We start from the raw sequence: 19,508 nt of genomic DNA on the forward strand, positions 1-19,508 counted from the left end.
AGGGAATAAAAATGACATTAACGGTTGATACATTAACAAGTTGGATGAATGATTTTGCTGATAAGATTGAAAACAATAAACAATATTTGAGTGATCTTGATACCCCAATCGGAGATGGAGATCATGGCTTTAACATGAGCCGCGGAATGAAAGCAGTAAAAGATAAGTTGGCAACTAAGCCAGCTGATGTTCCTGCAGCATTCAAAACAATTGCGATGGTATTAATTTCTACTGTTGGAGGTGCATCGGGTCCACTTTATGGAACAGCTTTTCTTGAGATGGCAAAAAAGAGTAGTTCAACAGATGATCTTGGTGAGTTACTTGAAGCAGCCTTAGCTGGAATTCAAAAACGTGGTGGAGCAAAGCCAGGTGATAAGACCATGGTTGATGTTTGGAGTGAATCAGTTCCAGAAGTTAAAGCGGGTAACTTATCAGAAGACAAAATTCATAAAGCTGTTGAAGCAACAAAAGATATGGTTGCTAAAAAGGGACGTGCTAGTTATTTAGGCGAGCGTTCAAAGGGACATATTGATCCAGGCTCTGAGTCAAGTGGATATCTATTTGAAGCTCTTCTTGAAACGGAGGACTTACTATGAGTTTAGGAATTACAATAGTTTCTCACGTTCCAGAAATTGCAACGGGATTACCAAAATTACTAAATCAAGTTGCAAAGGATGTTTCTATTACTACCGCAGGTGGTATGAATGATGGTGATATTGGCACCAGTATGGAAAAGATCATGCAAGCTTTTGAGGATAATCAAGCTGATGAGATTTTAGCTTTTTATGACTTAGGAAGTGCAAAAATGAATCTTGAAATGGCGATGGAAATGAGTGATAAAAAAATTCATTTATATGACACAGCTTTAATTGAAGGAGCTTATACAGCTGCTTCTTTAATTCAAGCAGGAGTGGGTTTAGATGAGATTGAAGCGCAACTTAAGCCATTAACTATTAAAGATTAAATTGATTATAAATAAAGAATTAGGCGTATTCATTAATTGTGAGTATGCCTATTTTTTGTTGTATTAACTGAGAAGCTGTTTTATTGGTTATAAAATAATAAAAATTCATATATGATATGAAAACGTATGTAAAAATCATATATGGTCAATTAAGTGGTAAAATAATAAAAAACATTAATGGAAATAGGAGTAAAAATGAAAAAGTACGCAAAAGCAATATATTGGGGATTACCAATCAGTTTAATCCTTGCTATTTCAATTATTTTGCATTTAGGTTGGATTAATGCCTTCGATAATTTCTTTGAAGGATTAGTTCATATTGTGCCTAATTTAAAAGGTCTAATGCTAAAGATTACATTTTTAGCTGATACTAAGGTTGATTTAGTTTGGATGGTTTTAATTGCTGTAATTCTATGGTTTAGAAAACAACGTCCTCTTGCAACTAATTTGGTTTTAACAATGATTACTGGGGATGCAGTAGGTTGGGTAATTAAACACTTAATTCAAAGAGCACGTCCAGTCCAGCACTTGGCAGTTGACGATGGTTTTAGTTTTCCAAGTGGTCATACCTTAGGGATGGGAATGATTGTAATTTGGATTATTATGGTTCTTTTGCCAGTTGTCTTGAAAGATAGAACTAAACGTTTTTGGATTGATTTTCTTTTAATTGTTTGGTTAGTCATTGTAATGATTTCAAGAGTATATGTATATGCTCACTATCCATCAGATGTTTGTGGTTCTGTTGCAATTGCCTTAACTTGGGTTGCTATTATGCAATTCGTTTTTGAAAAAATTAAGCAAATGGTAAACAAATAAATAATTAACAAAATAGGGTTAAGCTTAATGCTTAACCCTATTTGCGTGAGTAGTTTTGGTTATGTTATTTATAAAAATTATTAATCGAATAAGGTCCAAGGTTGACTTGGTCTGTCATATAAATAACCCTTTTGCCAGTTCCATTCTGGGTGTTGTTTCATAAAGTCTTTTGCGTCAAATGGTTCGCCATCAGCTCTACCAAAGATGCCCCACATATTTAAGTTCTTAATATCTGTAGCATCGGCACATTTACCATCACATGAGCCACCTGGGAAGAATGGAATATTCCAAACGCCATGTGGATCGTCAGCGTAGTATTGTGGATCAACGTCATAGTGAGCACAAATATTACGTGAAGAAGCACATTGATAACCTAGATATGGATCATACTTATCAGCTAAGATTCGCTTGGCAACTCCATCGTCAATAGTGCCGGATACTTCTGGTAGTAACTCTTCAAAGCGTGCTCTACGAGCACCGGTTTGCTGACGAGTATCGTTATATCCATTATCAACACATTCTAGATTACGAATACGTGGATTGTGACAAGCATTGCAGCCATAATAGAAGCCATCGGTTGACTCTAATAATTCTTGATGTTTTAATCCTTGTTCATAGCGAGCAATTTCACCAGTATTTATATTGCAAAGGAGCCAAATATTTGCATAGCCACCATTATTACCTTCATTAACTAATTTTACCCATTGATCAATATTATTAGCATACTGGGTAGCCTTGCGAGCACGAATAAATTCTGGGATACCTTTTACATCATAGCCAACAAAGCCAGCAATAGTTGTCTCAGTAATTCCTAAACCGGCATCAGTAACATAGAAGTCAGTCATTGAATCGATATAACCAGGAACAGTTTGCATCTTGAATGCATGACCATTAGTTGGATGTACTTCTTCACAAACGTTAAAGTATTGACCGCTCCAAAAGTCATCAAAACTTTCGTGAGCAATTACCGGTTTTCCATCCCGAGTTGCAGAACCAGTTGCGACAAAACCGGAGCAGTGGGATCCACGTGGGCCTTGAGGTGGATTATTAGAATAATCGGCTGCAACTTGTGGCCACCAATAGCCAGTTAATTCCATCCAGTCATTCCAACCAATAATGTCATCAACACTAGTTTCAAAGCCGTTAGCAGTGAAACCATCGGCCATTCCTTGCATCTCTTCCATATATTCTTCAGGAATTTTATCTTTATGCATTTTAACAGCCTGTTCTACAAAGAATGAATAATCCATTCCATACAGTTCAAGTGTCATATGCGTATAGACGCGAATTGCATCCCTAAACTCATCAGTTAAAAGATAGCCATGTTGAAAGCCGATTTCGTATGGATCACCTTGAACTGATAAGTAGTGCCAACCATTAATATCTTTTTTACTAGCTTTTGCAACGATTTTATTTTGTGTATCTGTTAATGTCATAGCATTCACCTTCGTTTTCAATAGATTAAAAACTAATCAGATAACATTGCAGTCCAATATGGAAGGTTAATCTCTGCTTTTTCGTAGGCTTCTAATTGGGTAGCAGATAAGTACTTCTTGTTTATTACAGTGTTATAAGTATATTGGTCCATCCAAGAATTATCCATAATAAAGTAACCCTTGTGACCAGGCTTGTCGCCCCATGAATTTTGAACTTTCCACTTAGTAGGTTCATTATCATGTAAATCAACACCACAAATTAACATGGCATGTGTTGGCATACTTTCACGGTATTGAACTCTAGTAGCCTTGTCTTTACCTAGGCTAATGCCAAATGAACGTTTCCAATTATAAACGCCTAGGGAAAGTAGGCCAGCAGGATTATTCCATTCTTGTAAAACGTCACAAGCAAACCAAACTGGTTCACCGTCTTTTAGTTGTTCAATTGCCATGTGTCTCATATCAGCCATTGGAACATTTAAGTAGCGAATGTCTTTACCGCCAACAACGTTATTACATAGTTCAATACCATAAGTTTGGTTGTATTTATAGCCACCACCAGGTAAGTTCATGAGTTCGACATAATCGTCTAAATTAACATCAGCAAACTTCTTGTAAAATTCTAAAGGTGTAATTTCACCAGTGGTGTGATAATTCTTGTTCTTATCGCGATATTCGTAAGTAAACTTTTCTGGAGGAGTACCAAAACAAATACTCAAGATGCGATAGTTTTCTTGATTTAATTGATGAATTACACTCTTAATTTTTGTATCAGAAGCGTTGTTATTAACTAGATCACGTAATTTCATTGCATCTTTATCTAGTTTTCTGTTATACATTTGATTTATTTCAGTTGTGTTCCATGCTGGTGTTGTTTCAGGCATTAATTCATGTGGAACTAAACCATATTTTTCAATTAGGTTAGTCAATAATGACCAGTCACCACCATCTTCTTGTGGAGTAGATAACAAGAACGTAACTTCACGATCGGATAGAGGCTTAGCAGCAGTTTTTACAATATTGTTATAAAAGTAGTTACCACGCTCTAACTTATCGTAGAAGAATAGGTAGTCAGGTGAAAGCTCCATGTCTTTCAAATTATGTTTCTTTTCAATTAAGAAACGAATAAAATTTAAACCACTAAACATCCAGCAGCGACCAGAATGCTTTTGATTCATAACTTCATTTGAGTCAACATCAACTGAAAAGTTAAAACTACTATTTTCAATTGCACGCTCATTGGTGATCGCTTTTTTAATACCATTTTTCATTACTGCATTTTGGGTAATGCGAAATCTTTGATCATCAAGAAAGTCTGATCTAATAGATTTTAAATCAGTAGGATTAAGTTCAGACATAATACAATCTCTTTTCTAATAAAACTAATTGTTTGCGTCTGGTGGGGTAAGCTTATTATCTTCAGCAGCCTTAACAACTTTGGTTGAAACTTGAGCATCCGGGCTGTAGTGACGCTTGATAGGCATCCCCATTGGGTTTTGATCTTTAGACATAATATCAGTTGGAACGTTAGAAGAAACTTTACCAGGTTTATTTAAACCTTCGATTTCCCAAGTAAATGGAGCAAATTTGTTAGTTGGATCAACCCAGTTGTGGTGCTTTGAAAGTTGATACATAACAAAGCAGATTCCTAAAATTAGTGCTACTAAAATCAGAATAACTGATATATAAATTATTGGAGATCCAACTTCAGCCTTGACTTGTGCTGGTGGATAGATTGCTAAAATAATCCCGAATACACTAGAAAGTAAGCCTAGGCCTGCAACAAACCATGCACCGAATTTTCCGCCTGGAACTTTAAATGCTCTTGGACGGTTAGGTTGGTCGTAACGTAATTTCAAGAAGGTAGTAAACATTAAGATGTAGTAGAACAAATACAAAACAGTAATAGTCTGAGTCAACATAATAACGAAGCCTTCAACATTTGGAAGTAACTTAACCAAGTAGGCAATGATTGTCATGCCGGCAATTTGTGTGTACATCAAGTGAGCAGGCATTTCGTGTTTATTCTTTTCTTGGAACCAATGTGGTAAGAAGCCAGAACCTCCAGCTTGACCAAGCATAAATGAAGGACCAGCCATATTAGTAATAACACTAGCTAAAACATTACATAAACTAGCCCAAACAAGTACCATGTATAACCATGGAATTCCGATAGTAGCACCTAATGTTCTAAAGACAGTGTTTAGCGTATAAATAACGTTGATTTGGTTTTCTGGAACGATCATCGCAATAATTACAGTACCAACAACGAAGATTAAGAACACTAAGATCATAGAAATAAACATAGCCTTAGTGAAGTCTTTTTCTGGGTGCTTTAATTGCTTAATGTGGGCAGCGTTCATATCAATACCAGTGTATGAGAAGAATACTCCGGCAGCTAAGGCTAAAGTAGACATCCCATTCCACTTAGGAATTAATCCCTTTGGTGTCATTGGAATGGCAGGTTGGTGACCTTCACATAACCAAACAATGGTTAAAATAATCATTAAGGCTAAGGGAATAAAGGTACCAATCAAAACACCATATTTTGCGACATTAGAAAAGGCTTTAACACCTTTGGTTGCAATAAATGTTAAGATCCAATATAAAATAATGAAGCCCGTCATAATTAAAATTTCGTGTTGAGGGTGTTGTGCAAATTGTACGGCCTTGTCATACATTGGAGTATAGAACATAATCGTAGCAGCATAACTAGGCATCCCCATACCGAAGTTAATCATCGTTTGAAACCATAGAATTAATAAACAAGTTAGTGCCCAGCCTTTACCAAGACCTTCACCAACCCATCGAAAGATACCACCACGGTTGCTCCAACCTGATGCTAATTCAGCAGCTACTAAAGCAGTAGGAATGAAGAAGCAGATAGCACCAATGGCAAAGTAAGTTACAGAAGACAAACCATAGAAGGCTTGCTGAACATCATTACCGATCCCAGCGATAATGGTAACGTTCATTAATGTCAGTGCAAGAACAGAAATATAAATCTTTTTGATAGACTTTTTTTCTTTATCCTTTGCATCATCCATCATTATTTTCATCTCCTAAAATAATATCAACATTACAGAAAAAGCTAGGTGAATTCACCTAGCTTTTTTATTAATTTTGTAGTCGATCAGTATTAATTGAAAAACTTAAACGAGATAAAGTTAACTCATGTTTTACTAAATTACCAACAGCTTTATGGGTAAGGTCAAGAACCTTTTGTGCATTAGCAGCATTAGCTTTAGTTAAGTACTGGGTTAACTTTTGTCCACTTAACTTTTCAGCTTCAATATCAGTTTGATGAACTAAATGATTTGTAAGTTGATCGGCAGTAGGCAAGAAACCATCTAAGCCATTTAATAGAGATTTCATTTCGTTATAACTTGGTTGAATCAAGGCAGCAACTGTTCTTGAAAGCCAATAAGCTTGATCAGAATTATATGCATCAGTAGTGTTTTCATATTGAGGAGCAGTACCGTTTGCATTAGCATAAAATGGAATATATGGATTAAAAGCAGTTGGAGCAAAGTTAAACCAAGCAATTCCAGCAATTCCGGCTGGAACGTTATTTCTAATTTCAAGAATATGTGATTCTGCACATCTTGCCATTGAAATTGGGCGGAATTTAGTTCTGTCGTTTTTTGGCGTATCATCGGCTAATGGATCATAAATAGTTTCATTATAGTGAGAACTAAGAACATAGCCAACGTCTTCACGTTTTAATTTACGGTCTGGTTTAAAACTAAAGTCTAAATTATTGCTGGTAGGTGAGAAAGCAATATGACCTAAATAACGTTGTCCAAACCAAACACGTGGTGTGTTATAGCAGCGATCACGTGCATTGGAAGTGCCAAAAATATGCCGGAAATTAAATTCATTTGGATCTGGATTAAGGTGATTATCTTTTACAAATTCACGAATACCAGGTGCCCACATGAAACGACTACTATCGTCAAAATCAATGTTTTGAAGAGAAACTTGGTTAGCAATTACAGCAGCTTTGTCATCATCAAGCTTTTCGGCTACCCAATAGTGACCGGTTGGAATTTCCATATACCAAACTTCATCTTTATCACTAAAAGCAATCCCATTGCCTTCATGTGAACCATATTTTTCAATTAATTTACCAAGATATTGCACACCATCACGAGCAGAGTGGATGAAAGGTAAGACAATACTTAATAAAGCATCTTCACCAATCCCATTACTTACTAGTGGATCAAGTCCTAAAACTTGAGGGTTACCATAAAGGCTCTCAGTTGAACTCATAGCTACATTTTCACTATTAATTCCGCATTCACCGAATTGACCGTGAATCTTATAGTCTACAAAGGGTGCCATTTGATAACGAAGTGCATTTTCAGGCAAAGGAATATCTAAACCAGTTACATATGAGTGAAAAGTTTGTTTTTCTGATTTGGCAGGAACAACTACAAACTTTACTGGTACGTTACAAGCTTCTGCATCACAATCACGTGCAATTATTGTAGAACCAGCAATATTGGCTTTTTTACCAACTATAACAGTGGTACATGCCATATATAATCGTCCTTTCTAAAGAATTATTCTTTAAATTGGGTTCATTGCGTTCCAGTATGGAAGCATTACAGGTTCTTTTTCGTATGCAGCAAGTTGTTCATCGGTCAAGTACTTCTTGTTGACTACAGTTTCGTAAGTGTATTGTTCCATCCAGTCGTTACCCATAATAAAGTAACCTTTGTGACCTGGCTTAGTGCCCCAAGAGTTTTGAATCTTCCATCTGATTGGCTTATTATCACGCATGTCAACACCTGAAATAAGCATTGCGTGTGTTGGTAAACTTTCACGATATTCAAATCTCTTAGTCTTGTCAGTGCCTAACTTAATGCCAAATGAACGATCCCAGTCAAAGACTTTTTCAGTTAAAAGACCAGCATCTGGTGCCCATTCTTGAAGAACGTCACAACCAAACCATACAGGTTCATCATCCTTCAATTGTTCAATGGCAGTCTTTTCCATATCCTTCATTGAAACGTTGAAGTAGCGGCTTGGTTGACCACCAACCATGTTGCCAGAAATTTCAACGCCAAATGGGGTGTTGTATGGATAGTTTTCACCAGGTAAGTTCATTAATTCAACGTAGTCATCAAAGTTAATGTTTACGAACTTCTTGAAGAATTCTAATGGAGTAATTTGACCAGTGGTGTGATATTCATTGTTTTCATCACGGTATTCATAAGTAAATTTCTCTGGAGGAGTACCTAAAGAAATGGCTAAGATACGGTAATTTTCTGCATTTAAGCGACGTAGAACACTCTTCATCTTTTCATCAGATGCGTCGCTGTTAGCTAAATCACGTAATTTCAAAGCATCTTTTTGTAACTTTCTATCGTACATACGGTTTAATTCAGTTGAGTTAGCACTAACTGCATCTTCTGGCATGGCTTCCATTGGAACAATACCGTATTTTTCGATTAAGTCTACTAATAATTGCCAGTCACCACCATCTTGTTGTGGAGTGGTAAGTAACCAGTTAACTAGACGATCGGACAATGGACGATCAGCGGTGTTAATAATGTTTTGGTAGAAGTAGTTACCTTTTTCTAGCTTGTCGTAGAAGTAAACGTAGCTAGGTGATAATTCCATGTCCTTAATGTGGTGTTCTTTTTCAATGTGGTAACGAATGAAGTTTAAACCTGAGAAGTCCCAGCAACGACCAGATTGTTTTTGGTTTAAAAGTTTATTTGAATCAACATCAATTGAGAATACAAATGGGTGTGAATTGATTTCACTTTGATTTGTAATTGACTTCTTGATGCCGTTCTTCATTACGGCATTTTGAGTGTTACGATACTTTGGAGTATCTAAAAATTCTGATCTAACTTGTTTTAAATCTTCATTATCAATTTGTACCATAATAATCTCTTTTCTTTAAAATCGATAATTTATTTAGTTTTCATCAGTAGAAATATCGTTGTTTTCATCAGCTTTAACTACATGATCAGAAACTTGTTCATCTGGCTTATATGGACGCTTAATCGGCATTCCCATTGGGTTTTGATCTTTTGACATAACTGTAGTAGGTACGTTTGACAATACCTTGCCAGGTTTCTTAAGACCTTCAATTTCCCAAGTAAATGGAGCAAATTCATTATTTGGGTCAACCCAATCGTGATGCTTTGAAAGTTGATATAAGCCAAAGCAGATTGCAAGAATAACTGCAACTAAAATTAAAATGACTGAAATATAAACCGTTGGAGAACCAACCTCTGATTTAACTTGTGCAGGTGGATAAATGGCTAAAACAATTGCGAAAGCACTTGAAATTAAGCCAACTCCTGCAACAATCCATGCTCCAACCATACCACCTGGAACTTTAAATGAACGAGGACGGTTAGGTTGGTCATAACGTAGACGTAAGAATGCAGTAAACATGAGAATGTAATAAATCATGTATAAAACGGTAATTGTCTGAGTTAGCAAAATAACGAATCCTTCAACATTTGGAATTAATTTTACTAAGTAAGCAATAATCGTCATGCCTGCGATTTGCGTATACATTAAGTGTGCTGGCATCTTGTGCTTATTCTTTTCTTGGAACCAGTTTGGTAAAAATCCACTACCACCAGCTTGACCTAACATAAATGAAGGTCCAGCCATATTCGTAACAACCATAGCAATGGTATTACATAGTAATGCCCAAACAAGGACCATGTATAACCATGGCATTCCGATAGTCGATCCTAAAATTCTGAATACAGAGTAGAGAGTGTATAAAACGTTAATTTGTTTTTCAGGAATAATCATTGCGATAATGACAGTACCGACTACGAAGATTAAGAAGGCAAGAACAATAGAAATGAACATTGCCTTAGTAAAGTCTTTTTCAGGATGCTTTAGTTGCTTGATGTGGGCTGCATTCATATCAATACCGGTGTATGAGAAGAATACCCCAGCGGCTAAAGCTAAGGTGCTCATTCCATTCCACTTAGGAATTAATCCCTTTGGTGTCATTGGAATAGCAGGAGTATGTCCTTGAGCTACCCAAACAATAGCTAAAATAACCATCACTGCTAAAGGAATTAAACTTCCGATGATAACTCCGTATTTAGCAAGATTAGAGAATGTTTTAACACCTCTGGTTGCTAAATAGGTTAAAAGCCAATATAAAATGATCCAGCCTGTCATGATCAATAGTTCATGTTGTGGATTTTGAGCAAATTTTACAGCGGCATCATAGTTCGGTGTATAGAACATAATCGTTGCAGTAAAACTAGGCATTCCCATTCCAAAGTTCAGCATTGTCTGGAACCATAGAATAAGTAAACAGGTTAGTCCCCAGCCTTTACCTAAACCTTCACCAACCCAGCGGAAGATTCCTCCGCGGTTACTCCAACCAGAAGCAAGTTCAGCCGCAACTAAAGCAGTTGGGATGAAGAAACAAATAGCTCCGATTGCGAAGTACGTTACTGATGCAAGTCCGTAGAATGATTGTTGAACATCATTAGCAAGACCAGCAACCATTGATACGTTCATCATTGTCAAGGCAAGGACGGATATATAGGTCTTTTTTGTTTTGGTTTTTTCGTCTTCCATGAAAATACCAACTCCTTACTAGAAAGGCAAAAGAAGCTAACTAAAAAGATGCTTAGCTTGTGAAAATCTATATAAAATATAACTTATGTTATAATTAATAGATTTAAAAAACGCTAAAACTAGCGATATCCACGAGCTCTCATCAAAATAGAAAGTTGAAATATTAAAATAGATAGTTATATATAACAACTTGCAAGTCAAAATAATAATTAATCTATTCGTCTCTTAAGATAGAGGGTAGGTACTAAAAAAGCAAATAAAAAGACTTCTTATGTTATTTAATGAGAATTTACTCTATAGTTGTTAGAATATTAAAGAATCAATTAAATAGTTAGTACATGTAACACATATTTATTTTTATAAGAAATTGTAACTTATACTAAAAAACATATTTCGAATAAAACTCGAAATATGTTTTTATTTATTGTAATTAGTTATTACTTATTTTCAGGAGTATATTTAACCATTAATCGCTTACTTTGAAAGTTCAAAAATTTTAAATACGGACTATCTTGTGATACAAATGTTTAAGAATAGTCATAATTGTTAAAGAACTAGAAGCTTATAAGTAATAGCTTTATTCCCGTAATCGTATGTATGTTAACTTTAATTTTATGAAAGGTGATACTTTAGTTACTAACTATGAAGAGTAAATACTTTATTCGCTATAATTGCCTTTTACTTATGGTAAGGGTTGATAGCGGGAATTTTCTGATACAATTATGACCATACCTAAAAACATTTGTATCATGTGGTAAACAGATAGTGATAAATATAAGTGCTATGTAATAAGTAATTACTTAATATGAGATTTATGCTAATAAGGCTACAACTAATGGAGCCATAACGGTTAAGAAAATATTACCTAAAGCATAAGTAGGAGTATAACTTAGTGCAAATACTGTAGAATCAGTCTCAGCATTTACAGCATTTAAAGCAGCGGTGATTGTTCCGGATCCACAAAGTGAACCGATATTATCAACAATGTTCATCTTTAAAATGAATTTACTAATAAGTAGTGTAAAGAAATGAGGCAAAATTGATACAAGTACACCGATTACGAATACTAGCCATCCCATTTCTTTTAGGGCAGTAACAAATCCGCTACCAGCTTCAAGACCTACAACGCCAATGAATAGGTTCAAGCCTAAACTCTTTAATAGCCAAGCTGTTGAAGGAGGAATAACTCCGATATTTGGATGTTTTTCTTGTAACCATCCAAAGTATAGGCCAGCAAATAGGGCACCTCCTCCGCCACCAAGGGTTAAAGGAATTTTGTGAATTGTAATAACAATTGCTCCCAATAAGATACCTAAAAAGATCCCAATCGACATAAAACTTACATCAGTCTTAGTACCGGCAGCTTTTACATATCCGATCAGTTTAATATTATTTTTTAGATAATTTTCTGGACCAACAAGTGTGATATGATCGCCAGTAGTCAATTTTGTATAATCTTTTATATCTTTACCGTCGTGTTGTGCACTATCAATTAAAACACCGTTAGCAAGGAATTTTTCTAAGGTATTATATGAATATTCCTTAGTTAATAACACTGTTACTTTCTTTAATTGAATTGGGTAATTATTAACATCGATTTCTTTTAACTCAGTGTATGTATTAACAAAAGATGCAAATCCTTGTATACTGCCAACTGTAATTATTACATCGGTTGGCTTTAATACGGCTTTAGAGCTAGTTAAAGGTTGTTTGTTTCTGTAAATTTTTTCAATAATTAATCCTATATTTTCTTTATCGAAGTTTTGAATGCTTTTTCCAACTAAGCTAGAACCTTTAGTGATCTCAAAGCCTCTTATACGAATGTTAGAAGAGAGTTTAACACCTTGAGTTTGAGATTTAATATGATTAGTTTCAATGTATTTCTTAGTTGCTTCTTTTAAGTTGACATGAAGAATTGCTGGAGCAATATTCTTTAAAAAGATTAAGACACCGACAGTACCAAATACATAGGCTAGGGCATAAGCAATAGCTACTTGTGACATTGCTGCTTGCTTTGCAGCAGAAGAAATATGTAAGGCTTCGATTGCAGAATTAGCAGTACCAATACAAGCTGATTGAGTTAAAGCTCCTGCAATGATGCCGCCAGCTTCACCAAATTTAACATGAAATACCTTAAATAAACCAAAAGCTACTCCAAAAGCAATTACTGAAAAGACAATGCTTTGAATAATAAATTTAATACCTTTTTTCTTAAAGCTATCAATAAAGACTAGACCAACTTCATATCCAATAGTAAAGATAAAGAGATCAAAAAAGAGGTTTTTAACAACAGGTGCAATTTGGAATTTACCCATTTGTCCGATAACTAAACCTACTAGTAACACACCAACTGTAGCACCAAGTTTAAAACTCTTAATGTGAAATCTACCAAGTAGATAACCTAATCCTAAAGTAAGGAAGATGGCTACGGAAGGATTTGTTAATACAAAGTTACATATTGAATGCCATACATTCATTTTTTCTCATCTACCTTTTATTTATTATTTTTTGTGCTTTCAAATTCTTTGTAATAATCTTTCAATACATCTAATACTTGTTTTCCAATTACAGAGTAGTCATTAGTTGGTAAGTTAGCTTGTGACACTCTTAGTTCACCTGGCTTTGCACCAAATCCAACACCATCGACTAAGACGACACCATTCTTCTCAGCTAATCTCAATAAGAAATCAACTTGTTGAAAGTCATCTGCTAAGTAATCTCTGAATTCTTTGCCATAAGTTTTTTCAGCTAATCTGTAGACGTCAATTAATGAATAATAATGTGTATTTGTATCAGTGTTATCTTCTGGAGCACCCATAGCTTTATGTAAATCTTGATATCTCTTATTAACTAGCTTTCTAGCAATTTCAATATATGGATCACTTGTTCCGTCAGGAGTAGCTGTTAACATATGTCTTAATGAGAATAAACTTTCCATAATTTGTTGTGGTGTTGACAAACCAGCAGTGTGGTACAAGCCAATTGATCTGCTATCAGCAACTAAACGATCAATAAATTTCATATTTGCAGGATCTAGTACGTTACTACCGTACCGTTTATTCAATTCTTCTTTATCTGCAGCATCCAATTTAGAAATATTATGATCGAATACGTTTTTACTATTTAAACCGATAACGCCGAGTCTCCAGCCAGTACAACCATATAGTTTAGAATATGAATAAACGAGCATAGTGTTATATGGAACAACACTGTAAATACTAGTAAAGTGGGGAACAAAAGCGCCATATACTTCATCACTAATAATCATTAAATCTGGGTTTTTAGTAGTGGCTTGTTTAATTGCGTTTAAAGCATTTTTATCAAATTCTTTTGAAGTAGGATTTGTTGGATCAACCACAATAAAGGCTTTTACTGATGGATCTGCTAATTTTTCAATTTCTTTTGGATTAATTTCCCAGTTATTCTTTTCATATGAATGTAAATCTACTTCAACCAAATCATAATCATTTAGTTCAGGAATTCTTAGATATGGAGTAAAAATTGGAGTATTAATAGCAATCTTGTCACCCTTATTTAGTAAGTGATTTTCTGATAAGGAATGAAATGCATATACAATTGCTGCTGTGGCACCTTCAGTTGGAAATAGCTGCGTTTTATTCGCTAAGTCTGCTCCTTCATATGACAGACCTTGAAGATAATGATTGATTATTATTTCTGTGTTTTTTAGACATCTATCAGGTACTGGATAATCATTTCCAATTACACCGTTGACCCACTCAGCTACTACGTCATCACGGTTAAGATTTAAAGTATCTTGGCAATAATTAACAGCATCAATTAGGAATTTATCTTCTTCATTTTTATCTGGATCTAAAAAAGCAAATAATCTTTCTCTAATTCCTTCGGTTGGCATATAGCCGGCCATTATACCGTTGTCAATAGTTTGTTTTGAATCATACACTCCAAATTGTACTAGGCGCGCAAAAGCTAACCGAGAAATAGTTTGAATCCAATTTGGATTTCCTCGACCTGCATTTAAGAAAATATTGCTTTGCTTATTTTTTTGAGCTAAAGCCAACATTTTTCTGCTTATTTCAAAGGCTCCTAGTTTTTCTAATTTTTCTTCTTCTTTGCTACTAAAATCTTCCATAATGTCCTCCTTAAAAAAACACTAAGCGTTAATAAATAACGCCCTTTTAGACTTTTCGCCTTTAGTATAATAAAAAAAAAAAAAGCAATATATTAGTCTTTAGCGCTATGATCTTGCGGTTTTAAGAGGACTACGCTATTGAGAAAATAGCGTAAAACCAGTTTATATTTAGAATGATTTTGAATATAAATCATCTATTTCTCAATGATTAAATAACTGTTCACAAAAGCAAAACATATAGATTATAAAATTATTTTTGTTATTTTTATTGACTATATAAGTACAAAAATTTGTTTTTTTAGGTTGTGACTGTTATGTTGAAGATGAGAGTAAGTATGTAACTTTAATAAATTGATAATTTCAAAGGTGGTAAGGATTATGGTTAAAAAAAATGTTCCTAAAAAGCTAACATTTATGTCGATCTACTTTTTGGGAATTAATGGAATTATAGGTTCAGGAGCATTTTTACTTCCGCAATCTATGTATAAGGATATGAATTTGCTAAGTGTAGTCGTTTTGCTTTGTGCTGCACTGACAGTTGGATTAATTGCGCTTTGTTATGCAGATTTAGCAAGTCGATTTACTGGTTCAGGAGCTGCTTGGTTATATTCTTATAATGCCTTCGGAAGATTTGCGGGTTATGAGTTAGGTGTATTTACATGGTTTTTGGGATGCTGTACTTATGCAGCCGAAGTTGTTGCTTTTTTAACAACTTTAAAGAGCTTTATTCCTGCTTATAATCAAAGTTCGACATATTTTGCAACAGGTATTGGATTAATTATTATTTTTTCAATAATTAACTTCTTTGGTCGTGGCTTAGTCAAAGTGATTGATAATACTTCCTCTGTTGCAAAGTTAGCAACAATTATTATCTTTATTGTTGTTGGCATGTTTTTTATGCATACGATGAACTTTCATCCCGTTGTTCCAGTTGCAGCTACAAAGAGCATTGGTGCATTTTCTCATCATTTTGGTGAGGCATTCAGTGTTGTATTTTATTTATTTAGTGGCTTTTCTTTTATTCCTATTGCTGCTTCGCAAATGGAAAATCCTGCTAAGAATATTCCACGTGCGTTGGTTGCAGTTATGGTAAGTGTAAGTATTCTATATATATTAATGCTTTTGATTGCTATTGGAATTTTAGGACACAAGATGTCATGGTATACGATTCCTGTTGCTAATGCCTTTAAGGCTGCCGTAGGTGAATGGGGATATGTATTGATTGTTGTCGGAGTTTTATTGAGTATTTTTGGTGTGGCATTTACTTGTTCATTTAATACACCAGCATTAATTGCTTCCTTATCTCTTGAACACCAATTATTACCAAACTGGGTAGGTAAGAAAAATAAATTTGATGCTCCATGGGTTGGTATTATTTTAACAGCAGCTGTTACATTACTTTTAATTACCCAATCATACCTCTTCTTAGTTGGATGTATTGTCTTAGCTTCATTCGTTCAGTATGTACCATCAATTTTTGCAGTGATTAAATTTAAGCATACAGGTCAATATCCAAACCATGGATTTAAGCTTCCTGGTGGTTATACCATTCCAATTTTGGCTTTATTAGTAGCTTGCTATTTGATATTTAACTTTACTTGGGAAACTATTTTACTTTCAGTTGTTGTTGCTGCAGTAACTGCTATACTTTATTTCTTCTTAGGTAAAAAGAGATTAGCTAAAATGGGTGGCATTCCAACTGCAGTTAGAGAGCAGAAGAATCATCCAAATATTACTAAAAAACAAAATTAATTAATAAAGTTTTTTGAAGTGTATTCCAATTTGAACTAATTTTTATGTTGAAATAGGGTATGCTTCATTTTTTGTATGTTTTTATAAGTTTAAAGTATATTTGAAAGTAGAAAAAAATGTCTGGAAATTATATTGGATTTCCAGACATTTTTTGTTTGTAGCGAAATTATTTCAAAACAGCGCAAGTTGCAATTATTTTATCGACAAATTCATCTGCCATTCCTTTTAAAAATACACTATTATAACTTTCAAAATATTTACCAAATTCTTGCTTGTCTACAGAGTATCCGCGATAATCATTTGCCAATGTAATGAGTAGCGTTGGTTTATCGTCAATATGTCTAATTTTATTTCCTAAAGCAAAAACTAATTCACCGGGATAAGTAATAATTCTGAAATTTTTGAATTCATAGATATATGCAGATGTTGAAAAATGAGTATGTCCAAAATACCGAATATGTTTATAAGTATCTAATAGACCTACTAATTTTTCTTTTTCCTCTTTATTTGGTGCTGTATTATACTTTTTTTGAATTTCTTGATATAGATCGATTGCTTTAGGATTACTGATAGGATCGTAGTTACATTTTTGTTCTACTCTTTTGATTGCTAATAGATCCCACGATAATGTTTTTTCTTTTAGGGGATGTTGTAATGCTTCACCAATTATATTTGAAAGGCGAGTAATTTCATTAAAGCTACTTTCTTTACGAGTAAATCTAGTACTGGTATCAGCACAATCTGAAAGCATACACATTGGAATAATGTCATGAATCTTTCTATATTGTTCTCTAATTCCTGCAATTAGATCGGCGGATATTAGAGTGTTAGTAATATTGAGTACAGTAGGGTGTGTAGCAATTAATAATAAACTAGCCTTAATGACTTTATTATTACTAAAGCGAAGCTCAAAGATATTATTATTGTATGGAAGTTTAAGATTGTTTCGATTTGCGTATATTCCATCTGGAACTTTGTAATTAATTAAGGAAATTGTACTTTCACTTTGATTTTTTTTGGCATCACTAACTGCTTTGATAGCTTGGTTATTTATTAATCTCCAATATTCAGCATCAATTTTTGGATAATCAATTAATAGGTCAGTTATCGTAGGACCCGAATGTGTGTGAATAGCACTGATAATGATGTGATTATTATTAATATCAAATTTTTCATGCAATTTTCTTTTTATTTGATCTACTCTAAAACCTGGAATAGCAATTAAATCTAAAGATATCAAAATAAAACTATTATTTATAAATATAGCAGAAACAGTTAAATCGTCATGAATTCCTGTAGAATTACGAGGCGCATATCCTTCCATTTGACATCCAATATTAGGATTTATTTTTTTTATAGAAAAACCAACTTTCATAGTTTGCCTCCTTCTAGGTTTTATTATAGTCACCAATGATATAAATATCAAAATTAAAATTTATATTGATATTTATATTAGAAAGCGATATCATACAGGTGAAAAGAGAACCAGAATAATGATTAATGCAAGGAGGCAATCATTGTGAAAAGTTCAAATGAATATACAGTAAAAATGCAAAAGTTTATGCAGGAAAAAATAGTTCCTGTAACTACTAAAATGTCAAATGAACCGCATTTAGCTGCTTTACGGGATGGATTAACTAATCTTATTCCTTTTACTATTATTGGTGGTTTTTCTACTTTATTAGCTAGTCCACCAGTTAGTCCAGATCTGATAAAACCTACAAACTGGTTTTATCAAGTCTTATTAGGATGGTATTATTGGGCAAAAGCAAATAATAATGCTTTATTAGTGCCTTATAATTTATCTATTGGGATTATTTCTGTTTATGTAGTATTAGGCGTGGCTTATGAACTTGCAAAGCATTATAAAATGCCACCATTCTCAACCGCTTTAGTTTCCTTAATGTCGTTTATGTGTGTCGCTACGCCACCAACCATGGATAAAGCACAACAATGGCATATAAGTTTAGCTGGTTTAGGTACCAATTCAATGTTTGCCGCGATCATAATTGGATTACTCAGTGTTCAAATTAGTCATTGGATGGATAAAAAGAAAATGACTATAAAATTACCAAGCGCTGTTCCTCCAAATGTTGCCGCTCCATTTCAAGCTATGATGCCATTAGTAGTAAATGTGATATTTTGGATGGGGTTAAATAGCGCATCGAAAGCTTGGTTGCATGCTGGTTTGACTGATTTAATATTTAAGATTTTTGAACCTATTTTACATGTGGGTGCATCTTTACCAGCTATGCTATTCTTATGTGAATTAGCATTGATTTTCTGGTTCTTTGGTATTCATGGCGATAATATGATTGGTGCTGTAATTACTCCTATTATTACTGCAAATATTGCACAAAATATGCAACAATATGCTGCTGGTAATCCTGTAACTAATATTTTCGCCAATAACTTTCACTTTATTTTTGGAGAAGCAGTTGTTTATTGTGCAATTTTGTGGAGTATGTTACTTTTTTCAAAGTCAGCCAAATTAAGGGCACTTTCAAGATTTTCTTTACCAGCAAATTTATTTAATATTAATGAGCCACAGGTTTTTGGTATTCCTACTGTTATGAATTTGTTTACATTTATACCAAGTTTTATATGTTTATTAATTAATTTGCCAATTGCTTACTATGCGTCTAAACTGGGCTTGATGAATAAAACTGTTTTGAGCTTACCATGGACTATGCCGGCTCCGCTTTATGCAATTATCTCTACTTTAGATTGGCGTGCTGGAGTGGTATGGTTTATAGAATTCTTTATTGATCTAGCTATAATTGCACCATTTATTAAGATGTATGATAAACAGTTACTTGAGGAAAGTGCTAAAAATAAAAATAGGGAATAA

At 34.1% G+C, this 19,508-nt stretch carries 14 protein-coding genes; 5 read left to right on the forward strand and 9 right to left on the reverse strand.

Going from position 1 to position 19,508, the window contains the following annotated elements:
* Positions 1 to 11: 11 nt before the first annotated feature.
* The 3 genes from dhaL (at position 12) to QM512_RS00985 (ending at position 1,780) form a co-directional block, all read left to right on the forward strand.
* Positions 12 to 596, forward strand: a complete 585-nt coding sequence (gene dhaL / locus QM512_RS00975; protein WP_282805698.1) for a dihydroxyacetone kinase subunit DhaL — start codon at positions 12 to 14, stop codon at positions 594 to 596.
* Positions 593 to 964: a dihydroxyacetone kinase phosphoryl donor subunit DhaM gene (gene dhaM / locus QM512_RS00980; protein WP_282805699.1), complete on the forward strand. Its 372-nt coding sequence runs from the start codon at positions 593 to 595 to the stop codon at positions 962 to 964. Before dhaL ends, dhaM begins: the two co-directional genes overlap by 4 nt.
* Before the next feature lie 195 nt (positions 965 to 1,159).
* Positions 1,160 to 1,780, forward strand: a complete 621-nt coding sequence (locus tag QM512_RS00985) for a phosphatase PAP2 family protein (RefSeq protein WP_282805700.1) — start codon at positions 1,160 to 1,162, stop codon at positions 1,778 to 1,780.
* A gap of 80 nt (positions 1,781 to 1,860) precedes the next feature.
* Here the strand turns inward: QM512_RS00985 and QM512_RS00990 are convergent, their stop codons facing one another.
* From QM512_RS00990 to QM512_RS01025, 8 genes are all read right to left on the reverse strand, one after another.
* Positions 1,861 to 3,216 carry a C45 family autoproteolytic acyltransferase/hydolase gene (locus QM512_RS00990; RefSeq protein WP_282805701.1) on the reverse strand — a complete coding sequence of 452 codons (1,356 nt, stop codon included), beginning with the start codon at positions 3,214 to 3,216 and terminating at the stop codon, positions 1,861 to 1,863.
* 32 nt (positions 3,217 to 3,248) lie between these two features.
* Positions 3,249 to 4,574, reverse strand: coding sequence for a C1 family peptidase (locus tag QM512_RS00995; protein ID WP_282805702.1), 1,326 nt, complete (start codon positions 4,572 to 4,574; stop codon positions 3,249 to 3,251).
* A gap of 24 nt (positions 4,575 to 4,598) precedes the next feature.
* Entirely contained in the window at positions 4,599 to 6,266 is a 1,668-nt protein-coding gene (locus QM512_RS01000) for an APC family permease (protein WP_394358294.1), read from the reverse strand.
* Positions 6,267 to 6,333: 67 nt separating this feature from the next.
* Entirely contained in the window at positions 6,334 to 7,758 is a 1,425-nt protein-coding gene (locus QM512_RS01005; protein WP_282805703.1) for a C69 family dipeptidase, read from the reverse strand.
* Between the two features lie 30 nt (positions 7,759 to 7,788).
* The gene (locus tag QM512_RS01010) at positions 7,789 to 9,114 is read right to left on the reverse strand and encodes a C1 family peptidase (protein ID WP_282805704.1); all 1,326 of its coding nucleotides are present in this window, start codon (positions 9,112 to 9,114) and stop codon (positions 7,789 to 7,791) included.
* Positions 9,115 to 9,147: 33 nt separating this feature from the next.
* Positions 9,148 to 10,794: an APC family permease gene (locus QM512_RS01015; protein WP_282805705.1), complete on the reverse strand. Its 1,647-nt coding sequence runs from the start codon at positions 10,792 to 10,794 to the stop codon at positions 9,148 to 9,150.
* An 812-nt stretch (positions 10,795 to 11,606) separates the two neighbouring features.
* Entirely contained in the window at positions 11,607 to 13,271 is a 1,665-nt protein-coding gene (aspT, locus tag QM512_RS01020; RefSeq protein WP_282805706.1) for an aspartate-alanine antiporter, read from the reverse strand.
* A 17-nt stretch (positions 13,272 to 13,288) separates the two neighbouring features.
* Positions 13,289 to 14,905 (reverse strand): bifunctional aspartate transaminase/aspartate 4-decarboxylase, encoded by a 1,617-nt coding sequence (locus tag QM512_RS01025; protein WP_282805707.1) that lies wholly within the window; start codon positions 14,903 to 14,905, stop codon positions 13,289 to 13,291.
* Positions 14,906 to 15,283: 378 nt separating this feature from the next.
* Between QM512_RS01025 and QM512_RS01030 the strand changes: the two genes are divergently transcribed.
* The gene (locus tag QM512_RS01030) at positions 15,284 to 16,657 is read left to right on the forward strand and encodes an APC family permease (protein WP_282805708.1); all 1,374 of its coding nucleotides are present in this window, start codon (positions 15,284 to 15,286) and stop codon (positions 16,655 to 16,657) included.
* Positions 16,658 to 16,823: 166 nt separating this feature from the next.
* Here QM512_RS01030 and QM512_RS01035 read toward each other — a convergent pair whose 3' ends face one another.
* Complete coding sequence (locus QM512_RS01035; RefSeq protein WP_282805709.1) at positions 16,824 to 18,032, reverse strand: neutral/alkaline non-lysosomal ceramidase N-terminal domain-containing protein; 1,209 nt, start codon at positions 18,030 to 18,032, stop codon at positions 16,824 to 16,826.
* 144 nt (positions 18,033 to 18,176) lie between these two features.
* Between QM512_RS01035 and QM512_RS01040 the strand changes: the two genes are divergently transcribed.
* A complete protein-coding gene (locus tag QM512_RS01040; protein ID WP_282805710.1) occupies positions 18,177 to 19,508 on the forward strand; it encodes a PTS sugar transporter subunit IIC in 1,332 nt (443 codons plus the stop codon).

The organism is Lactobacillus isalae (assembly GCF_947539375.1).
Classification (GTDB): Bacteria; Bacillota; Bacilli; order Lactobacillales; family Lactobacillaceae; genus Lactobacillus; species Lactobacillus isalae.